This is a genomic window from Desulfovibrio sp. X2, assembly GCF_000422205.1.
GTDB lineage: Bacteria > Desulfobacterota > Desulfovibrionia > Desulfovibrionales > Desulfovibrionaceae > Alkalidesulfovibrio.
This window is the reverse complement of the sequence record NZ_ATHV01000022.1, coordinates 161,974-187,468: the sequence shown is the minus strand read 5'-3', so window position 1 is coordinate 187,468 and position 25,495 is coordinate 161,974. Positions and strand designations below refer to the sequence as shown.

The following is a 25,495-nucleotide window of genomic DNA, read 5'->3' as shown; positions in this document are numbered from 1 at the left end:
TTGCGGGTTGGAGGGTCAGGCGATTCCCTTTTCCCGATGCATTTCCAAATGACGCCTGAAGACCCAATTGTCAATGGCTTCGACCCCCGAGTCTCCCGCAAGCCCGTGCCAGTGCACGATGTCCGGCGCCTCCGCATCCTTGCGGCCCTCGGCCAGGAATTCCAGCCCGACCTCGAGGCCGTGTTCGGCCTTGCCGTCGTAGATGTTGCGCACCTTGGCCCGCAGGATCGAGCGCTTTATGTCCTTGTCCCTCGGATCGTAGAGATCGAGGCAGAGGACGAAGCGTTCTCCGAGGGTGAAGGAGGTCGGCCGACGGCTCTCCATGGCTGCGGGCGGAATCTCGAAGCGCAGGCCGCCGCCGGAGATGTTGACCATGCGGACGTCGTGCGCGGCCGGGGCGCCTTCCCCGTTGCCGTCGCCGGAGGCGTGGGGAGGGGAGTAGGTGACGACAGGCTCTCCCCAGCCGCGCATGTCCGAGGCCGCCGAGGCGCCGGAAGCCTCGGGTTCCGGCCACAGGAGCAGGCCGTGCACGAGTCCGCTCGGGGGCTCGATGCGCAGGTGGGAGCGCTTCTGGCGGGCCTCGACCTTCTCGGGGAATTCCATGGTCGCCAGGCTGTTGCCGTGCTCCGAGAGGCCGATGGCCACGATCTCGGAGGTGAAGCCGAAATACTGCGGCTGCGGCATGTCGCGGGTCTTGACCTTGAAGAAGACGTCGGCGCGGCGGCCGAGCCATTCCTGGGACAGGCGGACGCTCGCGGAAAGCTCGACGGCCAGCGTCTCCGCGCCGATCTCGATGAGTTCGCAGGGGATGAAGCGGCTGCGCGCCGCGTTGTGTTCGAGGAGCATGTCGAAGCGGGCCCGCTGGTCGAAGGCGCTCTGGATGAGTTCCTGGATGCGCGCCCTGCCGACGATCCAGTTCAGGGGAATCGTCCCGCGTCGCCGGTCGAGCCAGCGGTTCAGCAGCCAGCCGGCGACCATGGCCAGGAACATGGCCATCAGGACCGTACCGAGCATGGCCATCATGTTCGGCGTGACGTTGTTGCCGAAGAAGGCGCTCTGGATCTGATGGAGGAACTGGTAGTCCATGCGGTGGGTCTTCCCTGGGTTCGGGAGACTCTATACGCTTTCCTTGACGAACGGAAGACGTTGCAGCCGTTTACAATCGGCCGATCTTGCGCAGGTGGATCTCAAGGCAGGAGAGGGCGGCCGGGGTGATGCCGGAGATGCGCGAGGCCTGCCCCAGGGTGCGGGGCCGGATGGCGCCGAGCTTTTCCTGCGCCTCTCGCGTCAGCCCTGACACGGCGGCGAAGTCGATGTCCTCCGGCAGCTCCTGTTCTTCCAGGGCGCGCGAGCGGCGTACCAGTTCGCTCTGGCGCGAGAGGTACCCGGAATACTTGATCTGCGTCTGGGCCTCGGCCAGGACGTCACCCGGCAGCTCGGCCAGGCGGGGCCAGAAGGGGGCCAGACGCTCGATGGCGACCTCGGGCTGGCGCAGGACGGAGGTCAGGGGGGCGGCCGAGGGCGGCGGGACGGCTCCGGCCGCGGCGAGCAGCCCGCGCGTGGCCGCGTCCGGCCGGATGACGATGCTCTCGAAGGCCGCGAGGACCTCCGCGATCCGAGCGCGCTTTTCCTCGAACTTCGTCCACTGCGTGTCGTCCACCAGGCCGCGCTCCCGGCCCAGAGCCGTGAGGCGGAGATCCGCGTTGCCCTCGCGCAGGAGCAGGCGGTGCTCGGCGCGCGAGGTGAACATGCGGTAGGGCTCGCGCGTGCCCTTGGTCACCAGGTCGTCCACCAGCACGGCCATGTAGGCCTCGTCGCGGCCGGGCACGAAGGGCGGCTCGCCGCGAAGCTTCGCCGCGATGTTGAGCGCGGCCCAGAGTCCCTGGGCGGCAGCTTCCTCGTAGCCCGAGGTGCCGTTGATCTGTCCGGCGCAGTAAAGCCCGGGCGCAGCCTTCGCCTCGAGCGTGGGCGCGAGCTGTTCCGGGAACACGTAGTCGTACTCGATGGCGTAGCCCGGCCGCACGATCTGCGCCTTCTCCAGGCCCGGGATGGAGGCGATCATGCGCTTTTGCACGTCGAAGGGCAGGCTCGTGGGGATGCCGCTCGGATAGACCTCGGGGCTGTCCAGTCCCTCGGGCTCGAGAAAGATCTGGTGGCGCTCCTTGTCCGGGAAGCGGGCGATCTTGTCCTCGATGGAGGGGCAGTAGCGCGCGCCCGTGCCCTTGATCACGCCGGTGAACATGGGCGAGCGGGAGAAGCCTTCCCGGATGGCTTCGTGCGTGGCCGCGGTGGTCCAGGTGACGTGGCAGGGCACCTGGGGCAGCTTCGGCCCCGGGCCGTGGAAGCTGAAGCCCGGGGGCGGCGTCTCGCCCGGCTGCTCCTCCAGGCGCGAGAAGTCGATGCTTTCGCGCAGGAGGCGGGGCGTGGTCCCGGTCTTCAGGCGGCCGAGCGCCAGGCCGAGCGCTGCGAGGTCGGCCGAGAGGCCGAGGCTCGGCGGATCGCCCAGGCGGCCGCCGGGAAAATTGGAAAGTCCGATGTGGATGAGGCCGGAGAGAAAGGTGCCGGTGGTCAGGAGCACGGCCCGCGCGCGGTGCTCCTCGCCGAGTGCCGTGCGCACGCCCGCGACGCGCCGTCCCCCCTCGCGCTCCTCCACGATGAGGCCGTGCGCGGTGTCCTGGCGGACCCAGAGGCCGGGCTGGGCGAAGACGTCGGCCTTGACGACGCGCATGTAGGCCTCGCGGTCCACCTGGGCGCGCGTGGAGCGCACGGCCGGTCCCTTGCTCATGTTGAGCGTGCGGAACTGGATGCCCGCGGCGTCGGTCCAAAGGCCCATCATGCCGCCGAGCGCGTCGATCTCGCGGACCATGTGGCCCTTGGCGAGGCCGCCCACGGCGGGATTGCAGGAGAGATGGCCGATGCGGTCGACGTTTATGGTCAGGAGCAGCGTGGACAGCGAGAGGCGCGCGAGCGCCATGGCCGCCTCGCAGCCCGCGTGGCCGGCTCCCACGACCACGACGTCGAAGAGCTCGGGCGGCGTGGGCTTCATCCGTCTTCCCTGCGGCGCGCTGCCCCTCAGGCCAGGAGCATGCGCGCGATGACCTTGGCGTCGCCGATGTGGTTCACGATGAGGGCCTTCTCGCCGGGCTGATGCGCGTTGTGCATCAGGGTGGCCCAGACGGCGGCCTCGAAGCCGCGACGGCGCAGGAAGGCGGCCACGGTGCCCCCGCCGATGCCGCGGGGCTGCGCCTTCAGCCCGGAAGTGGCCTCGATGGCGGCGAGCAGGCGGCGGGTGATCTCCGCGGTCAGCGGGGTGGCGGGCGCGGCCTGCTCCTGCTGCACGGACTCGTACTCGATCTTCACGCCGTAGATGGACTCGATCTCGTCGCCCATGGCGCGGATGGCGGCCTCCACGTCCTCGATGCGGTAGTCGGCCAGCACGCGGCAGTCCACGTAGAAGACGTCCTTGCCCGGCACGGTGTTGATGTTCTCCACGTTGGCCTCCTTCTTGGTCGGCTCGAAGGTGGAGAAGGGCGGATCGAAAAGCTGGTCGCGCATGTCGAAGCGCTCGTAGAGCGAGCGGATCTTCATCACGAAGGCCGAGGCCGCCACCAGGGAGTTGTTGCCCTGTGAGGGGCGCGAGGCGTGGCACTGCTTGCCGAGGACCGTGATCTTGAGCCAGAGCATGCTCTTCTCGGCAAGCTCCACGAGCGAGCCGTCGGGCTCGCCGAAGTCCGGCACCAGGAAGAGGTCGTCCTTGCGGAAGAGGTCGCCGTGCTCGTGCAGCACGTAGTCCAGGCCGTGCTTGCTGCCCGTCTCCTCGTCGGCCACGAAGATCATGCCCAGGGAAAGCTCCGGCGTCACCTTGCGCGCCACCAGGGCCTCGGCCACGAGCAGGCTCGAGACGATGGCCTGGTTGTTGTCCTCAACGCCGCGGCCCACGAGCACGTCGCCGTCCACGGACAGGGTCCAGGGATCGGTGGACCACAGGCTCAGCTCGCCCGGGGGCACCACGTCCACGTGGGAGATGACCCACAGGGTGCGCTCGGACTTGCCGGGCACGCGCGCGGCGAGGCTCGGGCGCACGCCGGAGGGCACGCGCGGGTCCGGGGCGTTCATCTCGCGCTGGACGGGGATGCCGAGCTCGGCCAGACGCTCGCGGATGTAGTCGCACTTGGCGCCCTCGCCGTCGCCGCCGTTCTCGGGGCCCAGGGCGGGAATGGCCACCAGGCCGCGCTGCAGTTCGACGACGCGGTCGCGCCGGGTATCCAGAAAGTCAAGGACAGTCTCGATCATGGCGTAATCCTGCGGGATCATGTGATGTTGTGTGCCGGAAGGCGGCGGGCGCACGTATCCCGTCGCAGTAAAAACTGCACGTTACGGAAAAAACGCGGCAAAGAAAAGGACGGAACGGCCCGACGCTGCGGACCGAGGTGACGGGGCGGACCTTCCGGGCTTGCGTCCGGGAAGGGCCCGCCCCGCGGCACCGGGGCTAGCGGCCGCGAGCGGCGCGCTTGGAAGCCTTGAGCGGGTTGATCTTGATCTCGCCGGTCTTGGTCTTCTCAGCCTTGACGTGGGTGGCGAAGTTGCACACCCCGTGCGCCCACTTGCGGGCGGGCTTGGCGTAGCTCGGGCAGTACTTGGTGTCGTCGACGGCGACGGCGCGGTCGCAGCCTTCACACTTGTCGATGATGGGCTCCATGATGAGACCCTTGAAGCACAGACCCTGTTCGGTCTTCTCAGCGCCCTGCAGGGCGTTGGCGGCATTTCCGTTGGCCATTTGCGGCATCCTCCTTGGGGGAGAGAAAATCTTCACTGAAATTGCAAGAGCGAAGCTTTATTATTGAGAAGTGGAGGATTGTCAAGGGCACATCAGCAGGTTTGCGCGGATTTGGCCCACTCCACGGCCTCCCGCGCCTCCTCGGCCAGCTCCGCCATGTCCAGGGTCAGGTGCTGTCCGGCCAGGTAGAGCACGCGTCCGCCGACCATGGTCATGCGCACCTCCCCGCCGGTGGCGGCGTAGACCGCCAGGGAGACGGGGTCGTGCAGCGGCATGAGGTTCGGACTCGAAAGATCGAGCGCGGTCAGGTCGGCCAGGGAGCCGGGCTCCACGCGCCCGACTCCGGGCAGGCGCAGGCATGCGGCTCCGCCTCGCGTGGCCATGTCCAGCACGGTCTGGGCCGGAAGCACCGCCGGGTCTAGGGCGTTTCCCTTCTGGGTGCGCGCGGCCGAGCCCATTTCCCGGAACAGGGAGAGGTCGTTGTTGCTGGCCGCGCCGTCCGTGCCCAGGGCCACCGTGATGCCCGCCTCGAGCATCCGCGGCACGGGCGCGAAGCCGTTGCCGAGCTTCATGTTGCTCTCCGGGCAGTGCACGACCCCGGCGCCGCGCCTGGCGAGCAGCTCCACGTCGGCTTCGTCGGCCTGCGCGCAGTGCACGAGCATGGCCCGAGGCGTGAGCAGATCCAGGGAATCGAGATAGGGGATGGGTCGAAGCCCGTGGTTCTTCAGGCAGAAATCAGTCTCGAAGGCGGATTCCGCGGCGTGGATCATCCAGGGCACGTCGAGCGCCTCGGCCAGGTCGCGGCTCGCGCGCAGCGCCTCGGCGTCGGCGGTGTAGAGCGCATGGGGCATGACGGCGGTGTGGATGAGCGGGTGGCCGTCGTAGCGGGCGTGCAGCCCTTCCATGAGCGCGAAGGCGTCCTCGAGGCTCTCGTAGGTCCTGGTCGGCGGCGTGAGCAGCCCCTCGGCCACCACCGCGCGCATGCCCGCTATCTCCGCGGCCCGCGCCACCTCATGCGAAAGAAGGTACATGTCCGCGAAGCAGGTCGTGCCCGCGGCCAGCATCTCGGCGCAGGAGAGCAGGGCGCCCACGTGGACCAGATGCGGCGTCAGCCTCTTCTCGAGGGTGCGGACGTTCGCGAGCCAGTCCATGAAGCTCCTGTCCTCGGAAAAGCCGCGGAAGAGGGTCATGGCTGCGTGGCAATGGGCGTTCACGAGCCCGGGCATGAGCAGGCATCCGGAGAGGTCCAGGACGCGCTCGGCGCAGGCCGTGGGCTCTATCTCGTCGCGGCGTCCCACGGCCGTGATCGTGTCTCCGTGGATGGCCACCGCGCCGTTCTCGATCACGCGGCGTTCGTCGTCCTGGGTCACGATCATGTCCGCCAGCACGAGCAGTTCACAGGGGATGTCCATAGGTGCCTCCACGTCGTTCCCCTCCCATGCTTTCTGTAGATGATTTGCGGTCGAAAATGAAGTAGGCCAAGCTGCATGGACGCCGCCACAAAGCCCGGATGTCTGCTCCTGCACGGTTTCACCGGCACGCCCTTCGAGATGCAGCCCCTGGCCGAGGCCCTCGCGGACAGGGGATTTTCCGTCGAGACCCCGCTCCTGCCCGGCCACGGTACGCGCGTCGAGGAGCTGGACCGTCTGGGATGGAGCGACTGGCGCGACGCGGCGCTCGGCGCCTTCGACGTGCTGGGCGCCCGGACCCCGCCGGTCTTCGTGGCAGGCCTGTCCATGGGCGGGGCGCTGGCCCTCGAGATCGCGCGGCAGCGCGAACCGGCCGGAATCGCCTGCCTTGCCACGCCGCTGCGGCTCTACCGCTTCCTGCCTTTCATCGCCAAGGACCCGCTCCTGCCTCTGGTGCCCCTGTTCAGGCACCTGCGCCCCCTGTGGCCCGTGGCCGAAAAAAGGGCGGAGTCGCGGGAGATCGCGCCGTGGGTCGGCTACGAGGGAGTCGTGCCCCTGAACGCCACGCACGAGCTGATGCGCGGGCTTCGCCGGGTGCGCCGGGGGCTTGCCGAGGTCACGGCGCCGCTGCTCGTCGTGCACAGCCCGGGCGACGCCACGGCCAACGTGCGCGACGCCTTCGAGATCAGGCGGCGGACCGGCTCGCGCATCAAGCGCCTGGAGCTTCTGCCCATCGCCGAGCGCGTCACCAGCCGGCATCTGCTGACCACGCACCGCGAGACCCGTAAGCGTGTGTCGGAATTGGTCTGCGGCTTTTTCGAGGATCTCCTTTCGCGTGACGGGCGGCATCCTCTCTGGTAGAGGGGAACCGAAGGAGGGAGGGCTATGGCCGAAGAGAAGCGCACACGGACGAGAGTCAACCTGATGTTCGGGGCGGTTGTCACCTGCAACGGCCGGGACGTGCCCGTGCGGCTCAACAACCTGAGCCTCAGGGGCGTGTCCTGCAACCCCGACCCGCGCCTTGCCGTGGGCGAGGACTGTTTCGTGCGCATCGTCCTCTCGGGCAGCGTGACGGTGCGCGTCTCCGGCCGCATCGTGCGCGCGTCAGCCGAGGAGACGGCCGTGGAGTTCCTGGAGATGGACCCGGAAAGCTTCGGCCACCTCCGCAACCTCGTGCGCATGCACGCGGAAGACCCCGACCAGATCGACGACGAGATCGTCAGCAAGCCCGCCTTCGGCGCCTGAGGGTTTCCGCCCCGACCATGCGTCTATCCGCCGTCTTTTCGCCCTTCACCTATCCCATCTACTTCTTCCTGGCGACAATTCTGGCCGGGACGGTGCTGCTCATGCTCCCGGGGAGCCTGAACGGCGCTTCGATCGACTTCGTGGACGCCCTGTTCACCGCCACCTCGGCCACCTGCGTCACCGGTCTCGCCGTCGTGGACACGGGCACCCATTTCAGCCGCATGGGCCAGGGCGTCATCCTCTCCATGATCCAGCTCGGCGGCCTGGGCATCATGACCTACGCGAGCCTCGTCTTCTATCTCTGGCGACGCAAGGTGACCCTGACCGACCGCCTGGCAGTGGGGCAGAGCCTGATGCACGACTCGACCTTCAGCCTGGGGCGCTTCCTGGTCCGGCTGGTGGCCTGGACCGCGGCGCTTGAGGGCATCGGCGCGCTGCTGCTCCATTCCTTCGATCCGCACGGCTTCACGCCGTGGTCGGCCGTGTTCCATTCCATCTCCGCCTTCTGCAACGCGGGCTTCGGACTCCACGCCGACAGCCTCACGCAGTGGCGCGGCAACGCGGGCGTGAACCTGACCATCATGGGGCTCATCGTCCTCGGCGGCCTCGGCTTCTCGGTCATCGTCGAGCTCGAGGGTTGGCTCACGGGGCACCTGCCCTGGCGGCGCAGAGGGCAGCGACGCAAGCCGCGCCTGTCCTGGTACGCGCGCACGGTGCTCGCGGTCAGCGCCTTCCTCATCGTGGGTGGCGCGGCGGCCATCTACATGGCCGAGGTCGTGGGGCTGGACAGGGGGCTCTCCTTTTCCGAGGGCGTGCTGGCCGCGTTCTTCCAGAGCGTCACCTGCCGCACCGCAGGGTTCAACACCCTGGACGTGGGCCAGCTGACGACCATCTCGCTCCTGGTCATGACCTTCCTCATGTTCGTGGGCGGCTCGCCGGGCAGCTGCGCGGGCGGTGTCAAGACCACCACGCTGCGCGTGCTCTGGGCCTTCGCCGTGTCCAAGATCAAGGGGCGGCAGCAGCCTGTGGTCGGCAGGTTCGCCGTGGACCGCGAGACGGTCGCCCGGGCGGTCTCCCTTACCCTCGTGGCCATCTTCCTGGTGGCCTTCGGCACACTCTGGCTGGTCGTCAGCGAAGGCGGGGACGTGCCGCATCCCGCGGCGCGCGGCCTGTTCCTGGAGATACTTTTCGAGGTCGTCTCGGCCTTCGGCACCGTGGGGCTGTCCATGGGCATCACCCCCACGCTCAGCGTCTCCGGCAAGATCGTCATCACACTGCTCATGTTCGTGGGCCGACTCGGCCCCATCGTCTTCCTCACGGCCCTGGGGCGGCTGCAGGAGCAGCCGCGCTACGTCTGGCCCGAGGAGAGCATGCTCATCGGCTAGCGGCGTCCCGGGAAGCGTTTCGGACGTCGTTTCGGAGGGAAGGAAAATGCGCAAGACCAGCGTGGGCGTCATCGGCCTCGGCAAGTTCGGGCTCTCCTTTGCCCAGACCCTCGTGGACCTCGGGCAGGAGGTCGTCGGCCTGGATGCCGTGCCGGACAACGTGCGGCGCGCGCAGGACGTGCTGACCCAGGTCTACCAGGGCGATGCCATGGACAAGAAGGTCCTGGAGCAACTCGGCTTTTCGGACCTGGGCGTGGTCATGGTCAGCGTGGGCCAGTCCATCGAGGCCAGCGCCATGATCTGCCTGTACCTTAAGGAGATGGGCGCGGCGCAGGTCTGGGTCAAGGCCGTGAGCCGCGACCACGAGAAGCTTCTGAACCGCATCGGCGTGGATCACGTCATCCTGCCGGAATATTTCGCCGCCTCGCAGCTGGCCCATTCCCTGGCCACGCCGGGGCTCATCGCCTACCTGCCCTTCGACGAGGGCATGGCCCTGCGCGAGGTCAACATCGAGCGCTGGTCCGGAAAGACCCTGCGCGACCTCAACCTGACCAACACCTACGGCGTGCAGGTCATCGCCATCCGCAACGTGGGCGACGCGCGCTTCGTCTACGTGCCGCGCGCCGACATCCCGTTGAAGAAGGGCGACACGCTGGTGGTCCTCGGCCGGACCGAGGACCTGGAACGCCTGAAGCCGTAGAACGCGCGACCGCGCGGATTCCTGCAAACGATTCGGAAGAAGCCTTGGGGTTGGCCCGGGCTAGAGCGGCGCGCCGAAGCGCACGCTCATGCCCGCGGCCAGAGGCTCGACCCGGCCGGGAAAGGCCCGGGAAAGGATGCCCGTGGCGGCATCGCCCGTGCAATGGCCGGGCAGGATGCGCTCCACGCCGAGCTCCGCCAGGGCGGAAACGGCCGCGTCCACCGCGTCCGGCGCCGCCTGGTAGAGGTGCATGCCGCCGACGAGGGCATACAGCCTGCCCACGCCCGCCCGCCGAAGTCGGGAGAGCGAGTTGGCGAGGCCGGAGTGGCAGCAGCCGAGCACGGCCACGGGGCCTGCGGCCGTGCGCAGGAGCAGCAGGGCGTCGTCCGGCACGTCGTCCGGCTCACGGCCCCGCGCGTCGAGGAAGAAATTCTGCACCGACTGGGGATTGCCGGGCAGCCGCTCGATGTCCGTGAGCATCTCGAGCCAGGGCGTGAGTTCCTGGTTGCCGTGCACCGGCGCGAGCCTGCGCGCGAGGCGCACGGCGCTCTTGCCCGAGATGCCGATGGATTCCGGCTCCTCGCCGGGGCGGAGAGCCCAGCGCTCGCGCAGGCACTCCGGATGGGCGTGGACGGGACCGTCGAACCCGGCCGCGCACAGGGCCTCGAGTCCGCCTCCGTGGTCGAAGTGGCCGTGGCTCAGGGCCAGGCCGCGCGCGGACTCGGGGTGCACGCCCAGGCGCTTGGCGTTGTCCAGGAAGGCCGGGCCGGCGCCCGCGTCCCACAGCCACGTCTCGCCGCGCGCTTCCAGGGCCAGGGCGAAGCCCCATTCGGAGAAGAAGCCGGGCAGGGCGCGGTTGTCCGAGAGGACGTGCAGGCTGACCGTGGTCATGCTCCGCCCCTGCCGTGTCGTAGGTCGCCCGGCGTCACGCTCTCCATCGCTTCCGCGTCTTCTCCCGGATGGAGCCGCATCACAGGCTGGCCTTGTGCGGCCACTTTTGCGGGTCGTCCTTGAAGAGCTTGTAGGTGATGGAGTCCGCCAGCGCGAACCAGCTGGCCACGATGATGTTGTGCGACAGCCCCACGGTGGTCCACTTCTCGGTCTTGTCCGCGCTCTCGATGAGCACGCGCACGTTGGAGGCCGTGCCTCCGGTCTCGCGCGCGTAGCCGGAGAGCACGCGGACCTTGAAGTCCACGAGCTTCATCTCGTTCAGGTGCGGGTAGGCCGTGCACAGGGCCTTGCGCAGGGCGTTGTCCAGGGCGTTGACCGGGCCGCGGCCGTCCGCCGCGGTGTGCACGTTGCGGCCCTGCACCTTGACCTGCACCGTGGCTTCGGAGATGGGGTCCTCGCCGCCGCGCTTGCCGTCCAGGACGCGGAAGTTGACCAGCTCGAAGTAGTGCTTGGACCAGCCCATGGTCCGAAAGAAGAGCAGGATGAAGGAGGCCTCGGCCACGGAGTACTCGTAGCCCAGGGCCTCGCGCTCCTTGATCTCGGCCAGGAGCGTTTCCACGCAGGGGTCGTTCTTGTCCAGATCCTTGTAGTAGCGCTGGGCCATGGCCAGGATGTTGGAGCGTCCGGCCAGGTCAGAGAGGATCACCCGCTGCACGTTGCCCACGGACTCGGGCGGCACGTGCTCGTAGGTGCGCGAGTTGCGCAGCACGGCCGAGACGTGGATGCCGCCCTTGTGCGCGAAGGCCGAGCGGCCCACGAAGGGCTGGCGCAGGAAGGGGCGGAGGTTCACCACCTCGGAGATGTAGTGGGAGATCTGCGTCAGATGCTCGAGGTTGCCCTCGGGCAGGCACTGATGGCCGAGCTTCAGCTCCAGGTTGGGGATGACGGCGCACAGGTCCGCGTTGCCGCAACGCTCGCCGTAGCCGTTCATCGTGCCCTGCACCTGCACCGCGCCCAGGCGCACGGCCTCCACGGTGTTGGCCACGGCCATGCCGGAGTCGTTGTGGCCGTGGAAGCTGAGCCTCGCCTCGGGCAGTGTCTTCCGCACCATCTCGAAGGCCGGGCCGAGGTCGTGGGGCAGAATGCCGCCGTTGGTGTCGCAGAGCACCAGCACGTCGGCGCCCGCCTCGTGCGCGGCGCGCAGGCAGGAGATGGCGTAGTCGGGACCGGCTTTCAGCGCGTCGAAGAAGTGCTCGGCGTCGTAGAAGACTTCCTGGAAGTAGGGCTTCAAGAAGCGGACGGAGTCGCGGATGAGCTCGAGGTTGCGCTCGAGCGGGATGCGCAGGGCCTCCTTGACGTGCAGGTCCCAGGTCTTGCCCACGATGGTCGCGACCTGGGCCTTGCTCTCCACGAGGGCCTTGAGGTTGGGATCGTTCTCCGCGGTGTTCTTGGCCGCGTGCGTGCTGCCGAAGGCCGCGATGGCGGCGTGTGCGAAGGTGAAGCTTCCGATCTCCCGGAAGAACTGCTTGTCGGTGGGGTTCGATCCCGGCCAGCCGCCCTCGATGTAGTCCACGCCGAGCTCGTCGAGCTTCTTGGCGATCAGGACCTTGTCGTCGAGGGTGAGGTTGATCTCTTCGGCCTGGGTGCCGTCCCGCAGCGTGGTGTCGTAGACCTGTATCCTGCTCATACCTCTCCGACCTTTCGTTCGCCAGGGTGCTTGTCCAGTTCGAACTCCTCGTGCAGCGTGCGCACGGCCAGCTCGGCGTACTTGTCCTCGATGAGCATGGTGATCTTGATCTCCGAGGTGGAGAGCATGAGCAGGTTGATGCCTTCGCGGGACAGGGCCTTGAAGGCGCGCGCGGCCACGCCCGAGTGGTTGCGCATGCCTACGCCGATGACCGAGACCTTGCAGACGCCGGTGTCGTACTGGATGTCCTTGGCGCCGATGTCCTTCTCGATGGCGTCCAGCAGGGGGAGAATCTTCTCCAGATCCTTGCGCGAGACCGTGAAGGTCATGTCCGTGTGCCCGTCCCGGCTGGTATTCTGAATGATCATGTCCACGAGAATGCCCTTCTCGGCGATGGGGCCGAAAATGGAGGCCGCCACGCCCGGCTGGTCGAGCACGTCGTAGATGGTCACGCGGGCCTGGTCCTTGTCGTAGGCGATGCCGGAAACGAGAACGTATTCCATGGACGGATCCTCCTGGGACACGATGGTGCCGGGATTGTCGGTGAAGGTCGAGCGCACGTGCACGGGGACGTTGTACTTCTTGGCGAATTCGACGGAGCGGATCTGCAGTACCTTGGCGCCCATGCTGGCCATCTCGAGCATTTCTTCGTAGCTCACGCGGTCCAGCTTGCGGGCCTGGTCGCAGATGTTGGGATCGGTGGTGAAGACGCCTTCCACGTCGGTGTAGATCTCGCAGGTGGAGGCTCCGAGCGCGGCGGCCAGGGCCACTCCGGAGGTGTCGGATCCGCCCCGGCCGAGCGTGGTCAGACGGCCTTCCTCGTCGCAGCCCTGGAATCCGGCCACCACGAGCACGTCGTACTTGTCGAGCAGGGCGCGCAGCGTCAGGGTGTCGATGTCCAGGATGCGGGCGTTGGTGAAGTCGCAGGTGGTCTTGATCTGTATCTGATGGCCGAGCAGGGAGCGCGCCCTGATCCCGGCATCCTTGCAGAGCATGGAGAAGAGCGCGATGGAGACCTGCTCGCCCGTGGTCGCGAGCACGTCGAGCTCGGCCGGATCGGGGGTCTTGGACCACTCCTGGGCTAGCCCCAGGAGGCGGTTGGTCTCGCCGGACATGGCGGAAAGCACGATGACGACCTTGTTGCCCTCGGCCAGCGTGCGCTTGACGATCTCGAGGACCCTCTTCATCCGTTCCAGGCCGGCGACCGAAGTGCCGCCGAATTTCTGCACGACGATATTCATTCTGCTTCCTCGTGGGACGTATGGGGAATATTGCGTTCCAGCAGGACTCGTTCCAGTTTCTCCAGGCAGGCCGAGGCCCTGGGGCCTTCGGCGGAGAGGACGGCCTCGCGGCCTTTCCCCTCGGCGTGCAGCTCGCACGAAAGCGCGTCCTCGGGCCTGTCGGGTCCGTCTAGATACTGTGACCACTCGACAATTACAAGCGTTTCGGGGTGCTCCAGGGCGTCATGGAACTCCTCGCCCGGAGACATGCCCTCCAGGCGATAGAGGTCGAAGTGGGCCACCTCGGGAACGGTCGGATAGATGTTGCAGATGTTGAAGGAGGGGCTGGCCACTTCGGCCTCGTCGCCGCCGGGCAGGACGGAGGCCAGGCCGCGCACGAGCGTGGTCTTGCCGGCCCCCAAGGGGCCGTCGAGGAGCAGGGCGAACCCGGGGCGCGGAGAAAGGCACGCGGCCAGGGCCGCGCCCAGGGCTTCCGTGGCTGCCGTTCCCGAAAGGCGGACGGCGAGGCGCTTCACCGCGAAGCTACTCCTTGCCGCCCATGAGCGTGCGCAGGACGTCGGACTTGCCGATCACGCCCACGAGCCTCTTGCCCTCGACTACGGGCAGGGTGTGCAGCCGCTCGTCGACCATGATCGCCGCGACCTTCTCCAGCGGGGTGTCCGTGCTGACGGTCACCGGATCGGGCGTCATGGCGTCTCGCACGCTCATGGCCGTGATCTTCCTCATTTCGCGTTCCATCTTGTCCAGGCTGCCCAGGGGCACGAAGCCGTCGAGGAAGGTGAAGACGCTCGGAAGCTTCAGGGTCTTCTGCTGCGTGATCAGGTCGGATTGCGTCAGGATGCCCACGAGCTTTCCGTCTTCGACCACGGGCACGCCGTTGATGTTCTTCTCGATCAGCAGGCGCGCGGCCGCGGGGATATCGGTGTCCGGAGTGACGGAGATGATGTCGGTGCTCATGATGTCTAGGGCCGTGCGCATGGGGAAGCTCCTTGCATGGCCCGCGGCAGGGCGGCGGCGATTTCCGTGGCTGTGCAGCCCCGCGCGGGGAATTCGTTGCTGAGAAGAAGACCGGCCTGTGCATGCAGGTATGCGCCAAGCCGTGCCGCGTCAAGCGGCGGCAGGCCGCGCGCGAGCAAGGCTCCCACGCAACCGGCCAGGACGTCGCCCGAGCCGCCCACGGAGAGGGCCGGGGCATCCACGGAACAGAGGTGAACCGGCGAACCCGGCGCGGCCACCAAGGTGCCCGCGCCCTTGAGGATGACCACTGCGCCGGTGCGCTCGATCAGGGCGTGCACGGCCGAGCGCCTGTCGTCCTGGACCTCCCCGGCGCCCGTGCCGAGGATGCGGCCGGCCTCCAGGGGATGGGGCGTGAGCACGGTGCCCTCGGGCAGGCGCGGCAGCTCCGTGTCCTGGGCGAGCCAGTAGAGCGCGTCCGCGTCCAGGACCAGGGGCGGCAGCATCTCCTCGGCGAGCAGGCGGCGCAGAAAATCGCGCGCGCCGTCGGTGCGTCCGAGCCCCGGTCCGACGACCAGGGCCTGGAAACGGCCCAGGTGAGGTCCGAGCTCGGCCATGAAGTGGCCGTTCCACTCGTTGCCCTTGCCCAGAGGCAGGGTCATGAGTTCGGGCATGCCGGATTTCAGATGGTAGGAAAGGCCCGAGGGGCAGCCGATGGTCGAAAGGCCGCATCCGCTGCGAAGTCCCCCGAGGGAGGCCAGGACCGGCGCGCCGGTCAGGTTGTAGCTGCCGCCGAGCACCAGGAGGTGGCCGTAGGTCCCCTTGTGTCCCTCGCCGCCGGGGCCGGGAAGCAGGCCGAGCGTCTCGGGGCCGAGCAGGGCCGCGGAGGCGGGATGCTCGTCCTTGACCTGTGGCGGGATGCCGATGGCCCGCACGTAGAGCCTTCCGGTGAAGGCCGCCGCCCAGGGCAGGGCCAGGCCGAACTTGGCGGCCTCGAAGGTCGCGGTGGCGTGGGCCCTGACCGCCTCGGGTGCCGGGCGGCCGGTGCGCGCGTCGAGCCCCGAGGGCACGTCCACGGCGAAGATGAAGGACGAGGCGCGAAGCGCGTTCACGACCTGCACGAGGCGCAGGAAGAAGGAGGAGAGGCTGCCCGAGAAGCCGGTGCCCAGCAGGCCGTCCACCACGGCGTCCGGCCGCCATGTGGTCCATTCGAGCTCCAGGCGGGACAGGTTGCGCTCCGTGACCAGCTCGCCGTTCACGCCGAGCTTGGCGGCCAGGCGCAGGTTGTAGGCCGACTCTCCCTTGTAGCCGGCGCGAGGCTTGGTCTGCGCCAGGCGCACCACGGCCCCGGCGCACAGGAGGTGGCGAGCCAGGGCGAAGACATCGCCGCCGTTGTTGCCCGGTCCGGCCAGGAGCAGCACACGCCGTCCGGCCAGACCGCCCAGGCCTTCGGCCAGGACGCGCAAGGCCTCGCGAGAGGCGTTCTCCATGAGGATTTCGGGCTTGATGCCCAGGGACACGGAGGCCTTGTCCCAGCGGGCCATCTCGTCGGGGGAGGGGAGGGGGGCGTGCATGCTGCGCTCCTTGCTCGCTGCGTCGAGGTTCGCGGGGGGCGTCCGGACGGCTCTCGTCATCGCTCCAGGACGACCACTGCGGCGGCCGTGTCCCGGCCGTGCGTCAGGCTGACGTGGATGCGGCTCACGCCGAGCTCGTCCGCGCGCTCGCGGGCCGCACCGTGAAAGACCATCTCCGGCTTGCCGCGCTCGCCGCCCACGACCTCCAGGAGGTGCAGGGTCACGCCCTGCGAGAACCCCGTGCCCAGGGCCTTTGAGGCCGCCTCCTTGGCCGCGAAGCGTGCGGCCAGGAAGGGGATCGGGTGTCTTCCCGACATGGCGGCGCGTTCGCCGGACGTGAGGAGCTTAGTCAGGAAGCGTTCGCCGAAGCGCTCGATGCCTTTTGCGATGCGAGCGAGCTCCACCACGTCGATTCCCAGGCCGACGATCATTCGCTTATTCCGTAAAGCCTTCCACGATGGAGACCATGCGGCTCACGGCCTCCGAAAGGCCGGTGAGCACGGCGCGCGAGATGATGCTGTGGCCGATGGAATACTCGCTGATGCCCGTCACGTCCTTGAAGGCCAGGATGTTGACGTAGTTCAGGCCGTGGCCGAGGTTGACCTTGAGGCCGAGCTTGCGCGCCAGGCCGATGGCTCCGGCGATCCTGGCGAACTCGAGGTCGCGGGCGGTGTTGTCCCCGGCGTCGGCGTAGTGGCCCGTGTGGATCTCCACGAACTGCGTGCCGATGTCCGCGGCGGCCTGCACCTGGGCCGGGTCGGCGTCGATGAACAGGCTCGAGGTGATCCCTTCGGCCCAGATGGGCTTGAGGAACCTCCTGATCTCGTCCTCGCGCCCGGCCACTGCCAGCCCGCCCTCCGTGGTCAGCTCCTGGCGCTTCTCGGGCACCAGGCAGACCGAGTTGGGGCGCACCGAGAGGGCGATCTTCTGCATCTCGGGCGTGGCGGCCATCTCGAGGTTCAGGTGGGTCTGCAGACAGGCGCGCAGCGTCGTCACGTCGCGGTCCTGGATGTGGCGGCGATCCTCTCGAAGGTGTACGATGATGCCGCGGGCGCCTGCGAGCTCGGCCATGAGGGCCGCGGTGACGGGTTCCGGTTCGATGCCGAGGCGTTGCTGGCGGAGCGTTGCCACATGGTCCACGTTGACGGCCAAAAGGGGCATGGCGGCCTCCTTCAAAAAAATCACTGGATTCCGGCCCGGGGCCGGGACAATCGGTGTATGTTTTCTCGGCCCCCTTGGCAACATCCGGCAGGGGCTTTGCGACTCTGTTGACGCTTCGGACGGCATGACGTAACGAGGATGCGCCCGACCCTGCCACTCCCTTTTATCATTATATTCAACAGGAGATTCATCCAGCATGAACGTTTGCATCGTCGGCACCGGTTACGTAGGGCTCGTCAGCGCCGCCTGTCTCGCCGAGATGGGCAACGACGTCGTCTGCGTCGACGTGAATCCCTCCGTCGTGGAGATGCTGAGCCAGGGGCACATCCACATCTTCGAGCCCGGACTCGAGGATCTCGTCGCCCGCAACGCGCGCGACGGCCGCCTGCGTTTCACGACCGATCTGGAAGAGGGCGTTCGCGACGCCCTGTGCGTGTTCCTCACCGTGGGCACGCCGTCCAAGCCGGACGGCTCCTGCGATCTGTGCTACGTCCATCAGGTGGCCGCCCAGATCGGGCAGGTCATGAACGGCTACAAGATCATCGTGGACAAATCCACGGTGCCCGTGGGCACCGCCGATCAGGTCCGCGAGATCGTCGCGGCCGAGCTCGCCCAGCGCGGCCTCGACATCGAGTTCGACGTGGTCTCCAACCCCGAGTTCCTGAAGGAAGGAGACGCGGTCAACGACTTCATGAAGCCCGACCGCGTCATCGTGGGCACGGATTCCGAGAAGGCCGCGCGCCATCTCGAGGCCCTCTACGCCCCCTACGCGCGCAGCCGCGACAAGCTGATCATGATGGGCGTGAAGAGCGCCGAGATGACCAAGTACGCGGCCAACTGCCTGCTCGCCACCAAGATCTCGTTCATCAACGAGGTGGCCAACATCTGCGAGCTGGTCGGCGCGGACGTGCGCGAGGTGCGCATGGGCATCGGCTCGGACCACCGCATCGGCTACCACTTCATCTACCCCGGCGTGGGCTACGGCGGCTCCTGCTTCCCCAAGGACGTCAGGGCGTTGATCAACACGGCCAAGGAGCACGGCTACTCGCCGCGCCTCATCGAGTCCGTGGACCTGGTCAACTCGCGCCAGAAGCTCATGCTCTCGAACAAGGTCAAGAACTACTTCGCCGACCAGGGCGGAGTGAAGGGCAAGACGCTGGCCATGTGGGGCCTGGCCTTCAAGGCCAACACCGACGACATGCGCGACGCGCCGTCCATCGACATCATCCGCGACCTCACGGCCGAGGGGATGCGCATCCGGGCCTTCGACCCCGTGGCGGGCGAGAGGGCGCGCGAGATATTCAAGGACAACCCGCTGGTCGAGGTCTGCGAACAGCAGTACGACGCCCTGGACAAGGCGGATGCCCTGGCCGTGGTCACGGAGTGGAACCAGTTCCGCAACCCGAACGTGACGCGGATCAAGCGGCTTCTGCGCGCCCCCATCGTCTTCGACGGGCGCAATCTCTACGCCCCGTCGTTCATGGCTTCGGAAGGCTTCGCTTACTTCAGCATCGGTCGCAGGCCGACCAGGCCCGAGTAGTCCGTCGGCAGGGGGATGGAAGCGGTGCGCGGGCTGCGCCCCTAGCGGGGCAGCCCGTGGCGCCGCTGGAAGCGGACCTGGAGTTCCTGAAGGATGAGACGCTCGTAGTCGGTATTCTCCGCTTCGGGCGCTTCCTCGGCAAGAAGCTTCTCGAGGTGCTGGGTCTCTTCCCAGAAGTCGAGCAACTCGTCGTCGCGCAGCGTCTTGAGTTGTTCTTCGAGGGGAAAGCTGTCGGGAAGAGCAAGATAATGAGCCATTCGGGGCGGGTCCTCCTGAGGCAGGTTGCATGAATGCACCTCGCTTCTCTTAGGGGATGCCCCGAGGTTTTGCAAGCCCGCCTCCCAAGCGGCCGTCGCGCAAGGCTTCCCACCTTTCTCCTTGCGCTCGAGGCAGGGAGATTTTATAGTTAATTTCGCGCGTAGGCCGAATGCCGGGCGCAAAAGCCCGACAGACCGGGCTCGGGGGACATTTCATGAACGACATGCACAAGAGGCAGGACGCCGAGTTGCTCCAACTCGTCACCTTCAGCATCGGTGACGAGGAATTCGGTGTGGATATCCTGAAAGTCCAGGAAATCATCCGCACCATGGAGATCACCAAGGTGCCCAAGGCGCCCGAGTTCGTCGAAGGCGTCATCAACCTGCGCGGCAAGGTCATTCCGATCATCGACCTGCGCAAGCGCTTCGGCATGGAGACGCGCGCGCACGACAAGAACACGCGCATCATCGTCATCGAGATCAACAACATGATCGTCGGCTTCGTGGTCGACTCCGTGTCCGAGGTCCTGCGGATTTCCGCGGACACGGTGGAGCCGCCTCCGCCGGTCGTCGCGGGCGTCGAGTCCGAGTACATCAAGGGCGTGGGCAAGCTGGCCGATCGCCTGCTGATCATGCTCGACCTCGACCGTCTGCTGTCCCGCGAGGAGAAGGACGTCCTCTCCCAGGTCTAGCCCGGCTTCGATCCAGGCAGATCCAGGGAGAGCGTCCGCAGACGATTCGCAGACGATTCACAGCCGTCCCGGGCCGGCCAGCCCGTGGACGGCTGTTCGCGTTTGACTGATCGTCCGCCGCCCTTGCGCGTCTCGAAGGAGTCCAGTTCCTTGCAGTTTCCCGACAAGCTTCGCGATTTTCTGGCCGGACGCAGCGACAGCCTGCGCATCTTCAAGAGCGGCCACGCCACCCAGGCCCTGACCGCGGCCGCCCTGCTGCGCCAAGGTACGAGCGTGGTCTGGGTGCTGCCCGGCGAACGCGAGGCCCGGGCCGCGCGTGCCCTGCTGGGCCTGTTTCTGGGCGAAGGGGAGCGCGGCGCATCCAAGGTCGTCTTCCTTCCGGAATACCGGCCGGGCGTGCCCGAGCCCCGCGAATGGGCGGCACGCTGGGCCGCGCTCTCCCGGCTGACCTCGCGCAGCGGCGCCCTGGCCGCGGTCCTCTCCGCGGACAACCTCCTGCCCATGTGGCCGCCTCCGGAGCTTGCGGCCCAGGCCGAGCTGATCCTCACCCGCCACGAAGAGATCCTCTCCGAGCTTGTGCTCGAACAGCTCGTGCTCTGGGGCTACCGCCGCGTAGGCATGGTCACGGCGCCGGGCGAGATGTCCATGCGCGGCGACATCCTGGACGTCTTCGTACCCGGTTTCGAGCATCCCGCGCGCCTGGAATTCTTCGGCGACACCCTGGACGAGATCAGGCTCTTCAACGCCCAGACGCAGCGCTCCGTGACCGACCTGCCCGCACTGACCCTCGTCCCCGCGGCGCCTGCGCTGCTCGTGCCGGAGATCAAGGAGCAGGGCGAGGCCAAGCTCGGCAGGCTCAAGACCACGGGGCAGATCAACGCCGAGGCCCTGGACCGCTTCACCCGCTCGCTCGAGGAGGCCGACGGCTTCCTCTGGCCCGGACTCTATTACCAGAATCCGGCACGCCTCTCGGACTATCTCCCCCCCGACGCCGTGTACCTGCTCTCCGGCGGGGCCACGCTGCGCGAGAAGATGGAGGAGACGGTCTGGGGCTGGCAGGAGTTCTGCCAGAAGCAGCGCGAGGACAAGGGCATCCTCGTGCGCGACGATCTCCTGCTCTGGCCCGAGGAGGACGCGCGCAGAACCTGGACGAGCAAGCGGCACCTGGTCTTCGAGGAGCTTGTGCTCGGGGTGTCCAAGGAGGGGCTCGAGCTTCCCGAGCGCCAGATCGAGGCCTTCTCCGACCTCTTCTGGAAGCCGGACGACCAGAAGCGCCCCTGGACCGCCCTGGTGGCGAACCTCCGCGAGTGGGAATCCCAGGAAGGGCAGACGCTGCTCAGCTTCCAGAGTCCGCGTTCGCGCAGCCGCTTCCTCAAGCTGGCCGAGCAGGAAGGCATTTCCCCGCGCCAGGACTACGCGCCGGACAGGCGCGGCGTGTACGCCCTCGTCTCTCCGCTTTCCAAGGGCATGGAGCTTTCCTGGGCCGGAGTGCGCATCCTTTCCGAGGACGTGCTGCAGCCGGGCGAGGCCCCGACCCGCGTGGCGCGCAGCAAGGACTGGAAGGGGCTCGCCTCCTACGACGAAATATCCCAGGGCGACCTGCTGGTGCACCGCGACTACGGCCTCTCCCGCTTCGCCGGGCTGACCAGGCTTGCGCACGGCGAGGTGGCCAACGACTATATGCTTCTGCTCTTCGACGGCGAGGACAAGCTCTATCTGCCCGTGGACCGCATGGGCATGGTCCAGCGCTACAAGGGGCCGGAAGGTGCCGCGCCGTCGCTCGACTCCCTGCGCGGGGCACGCTGGCGCGCGGCCAAGGAGCGGGCCCGCAAGGCGGTGGAGAAGATCGCCCAGGAGCTCGTGGAGATGTACGCCTACCGGCGTATCGCCAAGGGCTACGCCTATTCTCCGACTTCCGAGCTCTACCGCGAGTTCGAGGCGGGCTTCAGCTTCGAGGAGACGCCCGACCAGGCCAGGGCCATCCAGGAGGTGCTGGCGGACATGGAGCGCTCCGAGCCCATGGACCGCCTGGTCTGCGGCGACGTGGGATTCGGCAAGACCGAGGTCGCGTTGCGCGCTGCCTTCCGCGCCGTGGCCGACGGCAAGCAGGTGGCGCTCCTGTGCCCGACCACGGTCCTGGCGGAGCAGCACTACCATACCTTCAAGACGCGCATGGCCAACTTCCCGGTCAGCGTGGCCATGCTCTCGCGCTTCGTGCCCAAGGCGGAGCAGAAGACGATCATCGCCGCGGCCGCGCGCGGGGCCGTGGACGTGCTCGTGGGCACCCACCGCATGCTTTCCCAGGACGTGCACCTGCCGCGCCTGGGCCTCCTGGTGCTCGACGAGGAGCAGCGATTCGGCGTGCGGCACAAGGAGCGGCTGAAGGAACTCAAGCGCACCATCGACTGCCTGACGCTCACGGCCACGCCCATCCCGCGCACGCTGCAGCTCTCGCTGTCCGGCATCCGCTCGCTCTCGGTCATCGAGACGCCGCCCGCGGACCGGAAACCCGTGGAGACGGCCCTGGTGGAGCGCGACGACGGCATGCTGCGCCGCATCCTCGAACGCGAGCTCGCGCGCGGCGGGCAGGTCTTCTGGGTGCACAACCGGGTGCGCACGCTCGACGGCGTGACGGCCTACGTGAGGAGCCTGGTGCCCGAGGCCAAGGTGGGCATGGCCCACGGCCAGATGACGGCCCAGGAGCTCGAGAACGCCATGCACGCCTTCTGGCACGGCGAGACGGACGTGCTGGTCTGCACGGCCATCGTCGAGTCGGGCCTCGATTTCCCCAACGCCAACACCCTGATCGTGGACCAGGCGCACATGTTCGGCCTGGGCCAGCTCTACCAGCTGCGGGGCAGGGTGGGGCGCTCGGAGCGCCAGGCCTACGCCTATTTCGTGGTCCCGAGCATGGAGGCCGTGCCCGAGGACGCGCGCAAGAGGCTGCGCGTGATCCTGGACATGGACTACCTGGGCGCGGGCTTCCGCGTGGCCATGGAGGACCTGAGGCTGCGCGGCGCGGGCAACATCCTGGGCGAGGCCCAGTCCGGGCAGATCGCCAAGGTGGGGCTGGACCTGTTCCTCGAGATGCTCGAGGAGGAGGTGCGCCGTCTGCGTGGCGAAGGCACGTCATCGCGCCCCGAGACCGAGATGAACTTCGTCATCGCGGCCCACATCCCGGAGAGCTACATCCCGGACGCTCAGGAGCGCCTCAACTGGTACAAGGCCTTTGCCGCGGCACGGAGCGAGACCGAAGCGCAGGACCTCGCGCTCGAGATCAAGGACCGCTTCGGCAAGTGGCCCGTGCCCCTGGCCAACTTCCTCTCGGCCCTGGAACTCAAGCGCGAGCTGGTCCGGCTGGGCGCGAGCCGCGCGGATCTCTATCCGGGCCGCGTGGTGGTGCAGTGGAAGGGCGAGGATGCGGCCCCGGAAACCGGGGATATCGTGGCCTGGTTGCAAAGCCGACGCGAATGGGCCAAACTTCTTCCTCCCGGAAAGCTCGAGGCGCGCCTGCCCGAGGATCGGGACACGGCCCAGGGTCTCGCCTGGCTCAGGGACGAACTCAAACTGCTTGCACCTTCCGGCGCGGAGCGTCCGGCCCCCTGATATGCGAAAAACGCGAACCAAGCTTCTCATTCTGCTGTCCTGCCTGATTTTCGGAGCGCTCCCCGGCTGCTCCCGCGACCTCGAGGAACCCGGCGTGGTGGCCCGCGTGAACGGCGCGCCCATCACCCTGTCCCAGCTCGAGTTCGTGACCGACCTGATGCACATCGACGAGCAGCCGGACGCCAACCCGACCCTCGAGCAACTCAAGAAGGAGCACGGCAAGGCCCTGGCGGACCTCATCGTGCAGCAGCTTATCTACCAGGATCTCGAAAAGCGGGGACTCGAGGTCACCAAGCAGGAGATGCAGAAGGCCGAGGACCAGGTCCGGGCCGACTACCCGGACGGCGCCTTCGAGGAGATGCTGGTCGAGGAGTACATCGACCTCGCCGCGTGGCGCGAGCAGCTTCATGCCCGCCTGGCAATGGAGAAGTTCAACGAGCAGGTGCTCAGGCCGAAGATCTCGATCGACTATCAGGAAGCCGAGCAATATTATAAAGATAACGTCAACGATTTCTATCTGCCGCCGCGCATCTCCATGGTCTTGATCGCGGGTCCCGGCCGCGAGCTCGTGGAGAAGGCCACCGAGGCCTACCAGCACGGTGAGGAGCCCGAGGCCATCGTCGCCCGGCTGAGCACCGTGACCGTGCGGCGCATCAAGTTGCGCGAGGACCGCATGCCGTCCGCCTGGCGCGAGGCCCTTAAGGGGCTCGGCAAGGACGGGGTCAGCCCCGCATGGACGGACAAGATGGGCGTCTCGCGCATCATCTTGCTGGAGCGGATTCCGAGCAAGCTTCTGGATGCCTCCCAGGCCTACCCGCTGGTGGAGAAGATCCTCGTGGAAAAGAAGATGAGCAAGGCCTTCGACCACTGGCTCTCCGAGCGCCTGGCCAAGGCCGACATCCGCGTCAATGCGCAGCTTCTGCGCGACGAGGAGGAGAAGGCCAACCAGGAGCAGCAGGACAAGGTGGCTGAAACCGAGAAGATCCTCCTGGAATCGCCGCAGGCCCCCGGGGCAGGCGCGGCAGAAGGAACGAGCGCAGGATCGGGTGACGAAGCGGCCGGGGAGCAGAACGTCCCCGGCGCCCAGGACTCGGCCGATCAGGCCAAGGCCGCGGCCCCGTCAAAGGGAGCCAGGCATGCCGCCAAGGATTCGGGGGCGGCCGCGGAACAGAAGCTGACGCCCGAACTCTCGCCCCAGGACATCGCGCCTCCGGAGGTCATGGAGCAGGAACGGCACAGGTCGGCCCCTTCGGGCGAGGAGGAAGTCCCGGCCCCGGCGCCCTCCAAGCGGAGCAAGCGGGGCAAGGCGAAACAGGGACATCCTGCGGATTCGGGGGAATGATTGCATATGTGTGGGAAAGCGACTACATACCGCTTCGTAACCATGCGGAACTTGGTACGGAACATCCCTCATCAACGGCGTTGCGGACGTCTTGCGGCCTGCCTGCTCTGCCTGCTGCTCGCCGGCCTCCTTCTCGCTTCCGCCGCGGCCGCCCAGGTCACGGACAGGATCGTCGCAGTGGTCAACGGGGAGATCATCACCCTCTACGACCTGAACAAGCGATTCGCTCCGCTCATGCGCCAGGACAAGGACAAGGCTCCCGACCTGACGGACACCGAGCGGTTGCAGACCATGAAGCGCCAGATGCTCGACCGCATGGTGGATGACATCCTTCTCTACCAGGAAGCCAAGCGGCTGCACGCCGAGGCCAGCGACGCCGACGTCGAGTCCAGGCTCAAGGCCATTCTGCAGAACAACAAGATGACCCCGGAGAAATTCCAGGAGGAGCTTGCCAAGCAGGGGCTGACGCGCACCGACTACGTCAAGCTGCTCAAGCAGGAAATCTCCATCAACAACCTCCTCGGCTACATGGTCCGGGACAAGGTCGTGGTCAGCGACGACGAGATCGAGGCCTACTACCGGGCGCACGCCCAGGATTACGGAAGCGACCGTCGCGTTGCGCTGCACCTGATCATTCTCCCGGCGAACATGGATCCCCAGAAGCTGCGCTCGAAGATCGAGGACAAGGACCTGACCTTCGAGGAGGCGGCCCAGAAGTATTCCCAGGGGCCCGGCGCGGACAGCGGAGGGGACATGGGGACGCTCGGCTGGGACCAGCTCGCCCCTGCGTGGCGCAAGGTGCTGGCGTCGCTCAAGCCCGGTGACGTCAGCCAGCCCTTCGAGATTTCCGGTCAGCAGGCCCTGCTCAAGCTGGTCGCCGACACGGCAGGCAGCAGCAAGCCGCTGCCCGAGGTGGCGAGCAAGATCAGGGAGTTCCTGGCCAAGCCCAAGTACGAGCAGATTTACAACGACTATGTTGCCAAGCTGAGAAGCAAGGCGCTCATCGAGATGAAGTATTAGCGGTGGGAGCGGGA

The 25,495-nt window shown here is 67.4% G+C and carries 23 protein-coding genes; 9 read left to right on the top strand and 14 right to left on the bottom strand.

The window, feature by feature from the left end:
• Positions 1 to 15 precede the first annotated feature (15 nt).
• The 5 genes from DSX2_RS09350 to DSX2_RS09330 all read right to left on the bottom strand — a co-directional run bounded on the left by DSX2_RS09350 (position 16) and on the right by DSX2_RS09330 (position 6,189).
• A complete protein-coding gene (locus DSX2_RS09350; RefSeq protein WP_020879932.1) occupies positions 16 to 1,086 on the bottom strand; it encodes a PilZ domain-containing protein in 1,071 nt (356 codons plus the stop codon).
• A 70-nt stretch (positions 1,087 to 1,156) separates the two neighbouring features.
• Positions 1,157 to 3,046: a tRNA uridine-5-carboxymethylaminomethyl(34) synthesis enzyme MnmG gene (gene mnmG / locus DSX2_RS09345; RefSeq protein WP_020879931.1), complete on the bottom strand. Its 1,890-nt coding sequence runs from the start codon at positions 3,044 to 3,046 to the stop codon at positions 1,157 to 1,159.
• 26 nt (positions 3,047 to 3,072) lie between these two features.
• Positions 3,073 to 4,293, bottom strand: a complete 1,221-nt coding sequence (locus tag DSX2_RS09340) for a M20 family metallo-hydrolase (RefSeq protein ID WP_020879930.1) — start codon at positions 4,291 to 4,293, stop codon at positions 3,073 to 3,075.
• A 196-nt stretch (positions 4,294 to 4,489) separates the two neighbouring features.
• Positions 4,490 to 4,777, bottom strand: a complete 288-nt coding sequence (locus DSX2_RS09335) for a PxxKW family cysteine-rich protein (RefSeq protein WP_020879929.1) — start codon at positions 4,775 to 4,777, stop codon at positions 4,490 to 4,492.
• Positions 4,778 to 4,869: 92 nt separating this feature from the next.
• Positions 4,870 to 6,189: an amidohydrolase family protein gene (locus tag DSX2_RS09330; RefSeq protein ID WP_020879928.1), complete on the bottom strand. Its 1,320-nt coding sequence runs from the start codon at positions 6,187 to 6,189 to the stop codon at positions 4,870 to 4,872.
• 75 nt (positions 6,190 to 6,264) lie between these two features.
• Between DSX2_RS09330 and DSX2_RS09325 the strand changes: the two genes are divergently transcribed.
• From DSX2_RS09325 to DSX2_RS09310, 4 genes are read left to right on the top strand one after another with little or no spacing between them, the layout of a single operon-like run.
• Positions 6,265 to 7,047 carry a carboxylesterase gene (locus DSX2_RS09325; protein ID WP_020879927.1) on the top strand — a complete coding sequence of 261 codons (783 nt, stop codon included), beginning with the start codon at positions 6,265 to 6,267 and terminating at the stop codon, positions 7,045 to 7,047.
• Positions 7,048 to 7,071: 24 nt separating this feature from the next.
• A complete protein-coding gene (locus DSX2_RS09320; RefSeq protein WP_020879926.1) occupies positions 7,072 to 7,431 on the top strand; it encodes a PilZ domain-containing protein in 360 nt (119 codons plus the stop codon).
• Positions 7,432 to 7,448: 17 nt separating this feature from the next.
• The gene (locus DSX2_RS09315; protein WP_020879925.1) at positions 7,449 to 8,816 is read left to right on the top strand and encodes a TrkH family potassium uptake protein; all 1,368 of its coding nucleotides are present in this window, start codon (positions 7,449 to 7,451) and stop codon (positions 8,814 to 8,816) included.
• Between the two features lie 46 nt (positions 8,817 to 8,862).
• Positions 8,863 to 9,516 (top strand): TrkA family potassium uptake protein, encoded by a 654-nt coding sequence (locus tag DSX2_RS09310; RefSeq protein WP_020879924.1) that lies wholly within the window; start codon positions 8,863 to 8,865, stop codon positions 9,514 to 9,516.
• A gap of 60 nt (positions 9,517 to 9,576) precedes the next feature.
• On the opposite strand, the gene DSX2_RS09305 is transcribed toward DSX2_RS09310, so the two are convergent.
• From DSX2_RS09305 to DSX2_RS09270, 8 genes are all read right to left on the bottom strand, one after another.
• A complete protein-coding gene (locus tag DSX2_RS09305) occupies positions 9,577 to 10,407 on the bottom strand; it encodes an MBL fold metallo-hydrolase (protein WP_020879923.1) in 831 nt (276 codons plus the stop codon).
• 79 nt (positions 10,408 to 10,486) lie between these two features.
• Complete coding sequence (cimA, locus tag DSX2_RS09300; protein ID WP_020879922.1) at positions 10,487 to 12,094, bottom strand: citramalate synthase; 1,608 nt, start codon at positions 12,092 to 12,094, stop codon at positions 10,487 to 10,489.
• Positions 12,091 to 13,335, bottom strand: coding sequence for an aspartate kinase (locus DSX2_RS09295; RefSeq protein WP_020879921.1), 1,245 nt, complete (start codon positions 13,333 to 13,335; stop codon positions 12,091 to 12,093). Before DSX2_RS09295 ends, cimA begins: the two co-directional genes overlap by 4 nt.
• A complete protein-coding gene (gene tsaE / locus DSX2_RS09290) occupies positions 13,332 to 13,850 on the bottom strand; it encodes a tRNA (adenosine(37)-N6)-threonylcarbamoyltransferase complex ATPase subunit type 1 TsaE (RefSeq protein WP_020879920.1) in 519 nt (172 codons plus the stop codon). Before tsaE ends, DSX2_RS09295 begins: the two co-directional genes overlap by 4 nt.
• A gap of 7 nt (positions 13,851 to 13,857) precedes the next feature.
• On the bottom strand, positions 13,858 to 14,313 hold the full coding sequence (locus DSX2_RS09285; RefSeq protein WP_020879919.1) for a CBS domain-containing protein: 456 nt from the start codon (positions 14,311 to 14,313) through the stop codon (positions 13,858 to 13,860).
• Entirely contained in the window at positions 14,298 to 15,863 is a 1,566-nt protein-coding gene (locus DSX2_RS09280) for an NAD(P)H-hydrate dehydratase (RefSeq protein WP_020879918.1), read from the bottom strand. The genes DSX2_RS09285 and DSX2_RS09280 overlap by 16 nt, the downstream gene beginning before the upstream one ends.
• A gap of 56 nt (positions 15,864 to 15,919) precedes the next feature.
• Complete coding sequence (locus tag DSX2_RS09275) at positions 15,920 to 16,294, bottom strand: holo-[acyl-carrier-protein] synthase (RefSeq protein ID WP_020879917.1); 375 nt, start codon at positions 16,292 to 16,294, stop codon at positions 15,920 to 15,922.
• A gap of 4 nt (positions 16,295 to 16,298) precedes the next feature.
• Complete coding sequence (locus tag DSX2_RS09270; RefSeq protein ID WP_020879916.1) at positions 16,299 to 17,024, bottom strand: pyridoxine 5'-phosphate synthase; 726 nt, start codon at positions 17,022 to 17,024, stop codon at positions 16,299 to 16,301.
• Between the two features lie 196 nt (positions 17,025 to 17,220).
• Here DSX2_RS09270 and DSX2_RS09265 point away from each other — a divergent pair, with 196 nt between their 5' ends.
• Complete coding sequence (locus tag DSX2_RS09265) at positions 17,221 to 18,564, top strand: UDP-glucose/GDP-mannose dehydrogenase family protein (protein WP_020879915.1); 1,344 nt, start codon at positions 17,221 to 17,223, stop codon at positions 18,562 to 18,564.
• 41 nt (positions 18,565 to 18,605) lie between these two features.
• On the opposite strand, the gene DSX2_RS09260 is transcribed toward DSX2_RS09265, so the two are convergent.
• The gene (locus DSX2_RS09260; protein ID WP_020879914.1) at positions 18,606 to 18,821 is read right to left on the bottom strand and encodes a hypothetical protein; all 216 of its coding nucleotides are present in this window, start codon (positions 18,819 to 18,821) and stop codon (positions 18,606 to 18,608) included.
• 215 nt (positions 18,822 to 19,036) lie between these two features.
• Between DSX2_RS09260 and DSX2_RS09255 the strand changes: the two genes are divergently transcribed.
• The 4 genes from DSX2_RS09255 (at position 19,037) to DSX2_RS09240 (ending at position 25,481) form a co-directional block, all read left to right on the top strand.
• Complete coding sequence (locus DSX2_RS09255) at positions 19,037 to 19,513, top strand: chemotaxis protein CheW (protein ID WP_020879913.1); 477 nt, start codon at positions 19,037 to 19,039, stop codon at positions 19,511 to 19,513.
• A 150-nt stretch (positions 19,514 to 19,663) separates the two neighbouring features.
• Complete coding sequence (gene mfd, locus DSX2_RS09250) at positions 19,664 to 23,119, top strand: transcription-repair coupling factor (protein ID WP_020879912.1); 3,456 nt, start codon at positions 19,664 to 19,666, stop codon at positions 23,117 to 23,119.
• 1 nt (position 23,120) lies between these two features.
• Positions 23,121 to 24,461: a SurA N-terminal domain-containing protein gene (locus DSX2_RS09245; RefSeq protein WP_020879911.1), complete on the top strand. Its 1,341-nt coding sequence runs from the start codon at positions 23,121 to 23,123 to the stop codon at positions 24,459 to 24,461.
• 51 nt (positions 24,462 to 24,512) lie between these two features.
• A complete protein-coding gene (locus DSX2_RS09240) occupies positions 24,513 to 25,481 on the top strand; it encodes a SurA N-terminal domain-containing protein (protein WP_236615096.1) in 969 nt (322 codons plus the stop codon).
• Positions 25,482 to 25,495: the final 14 nt, after the last annotated feature.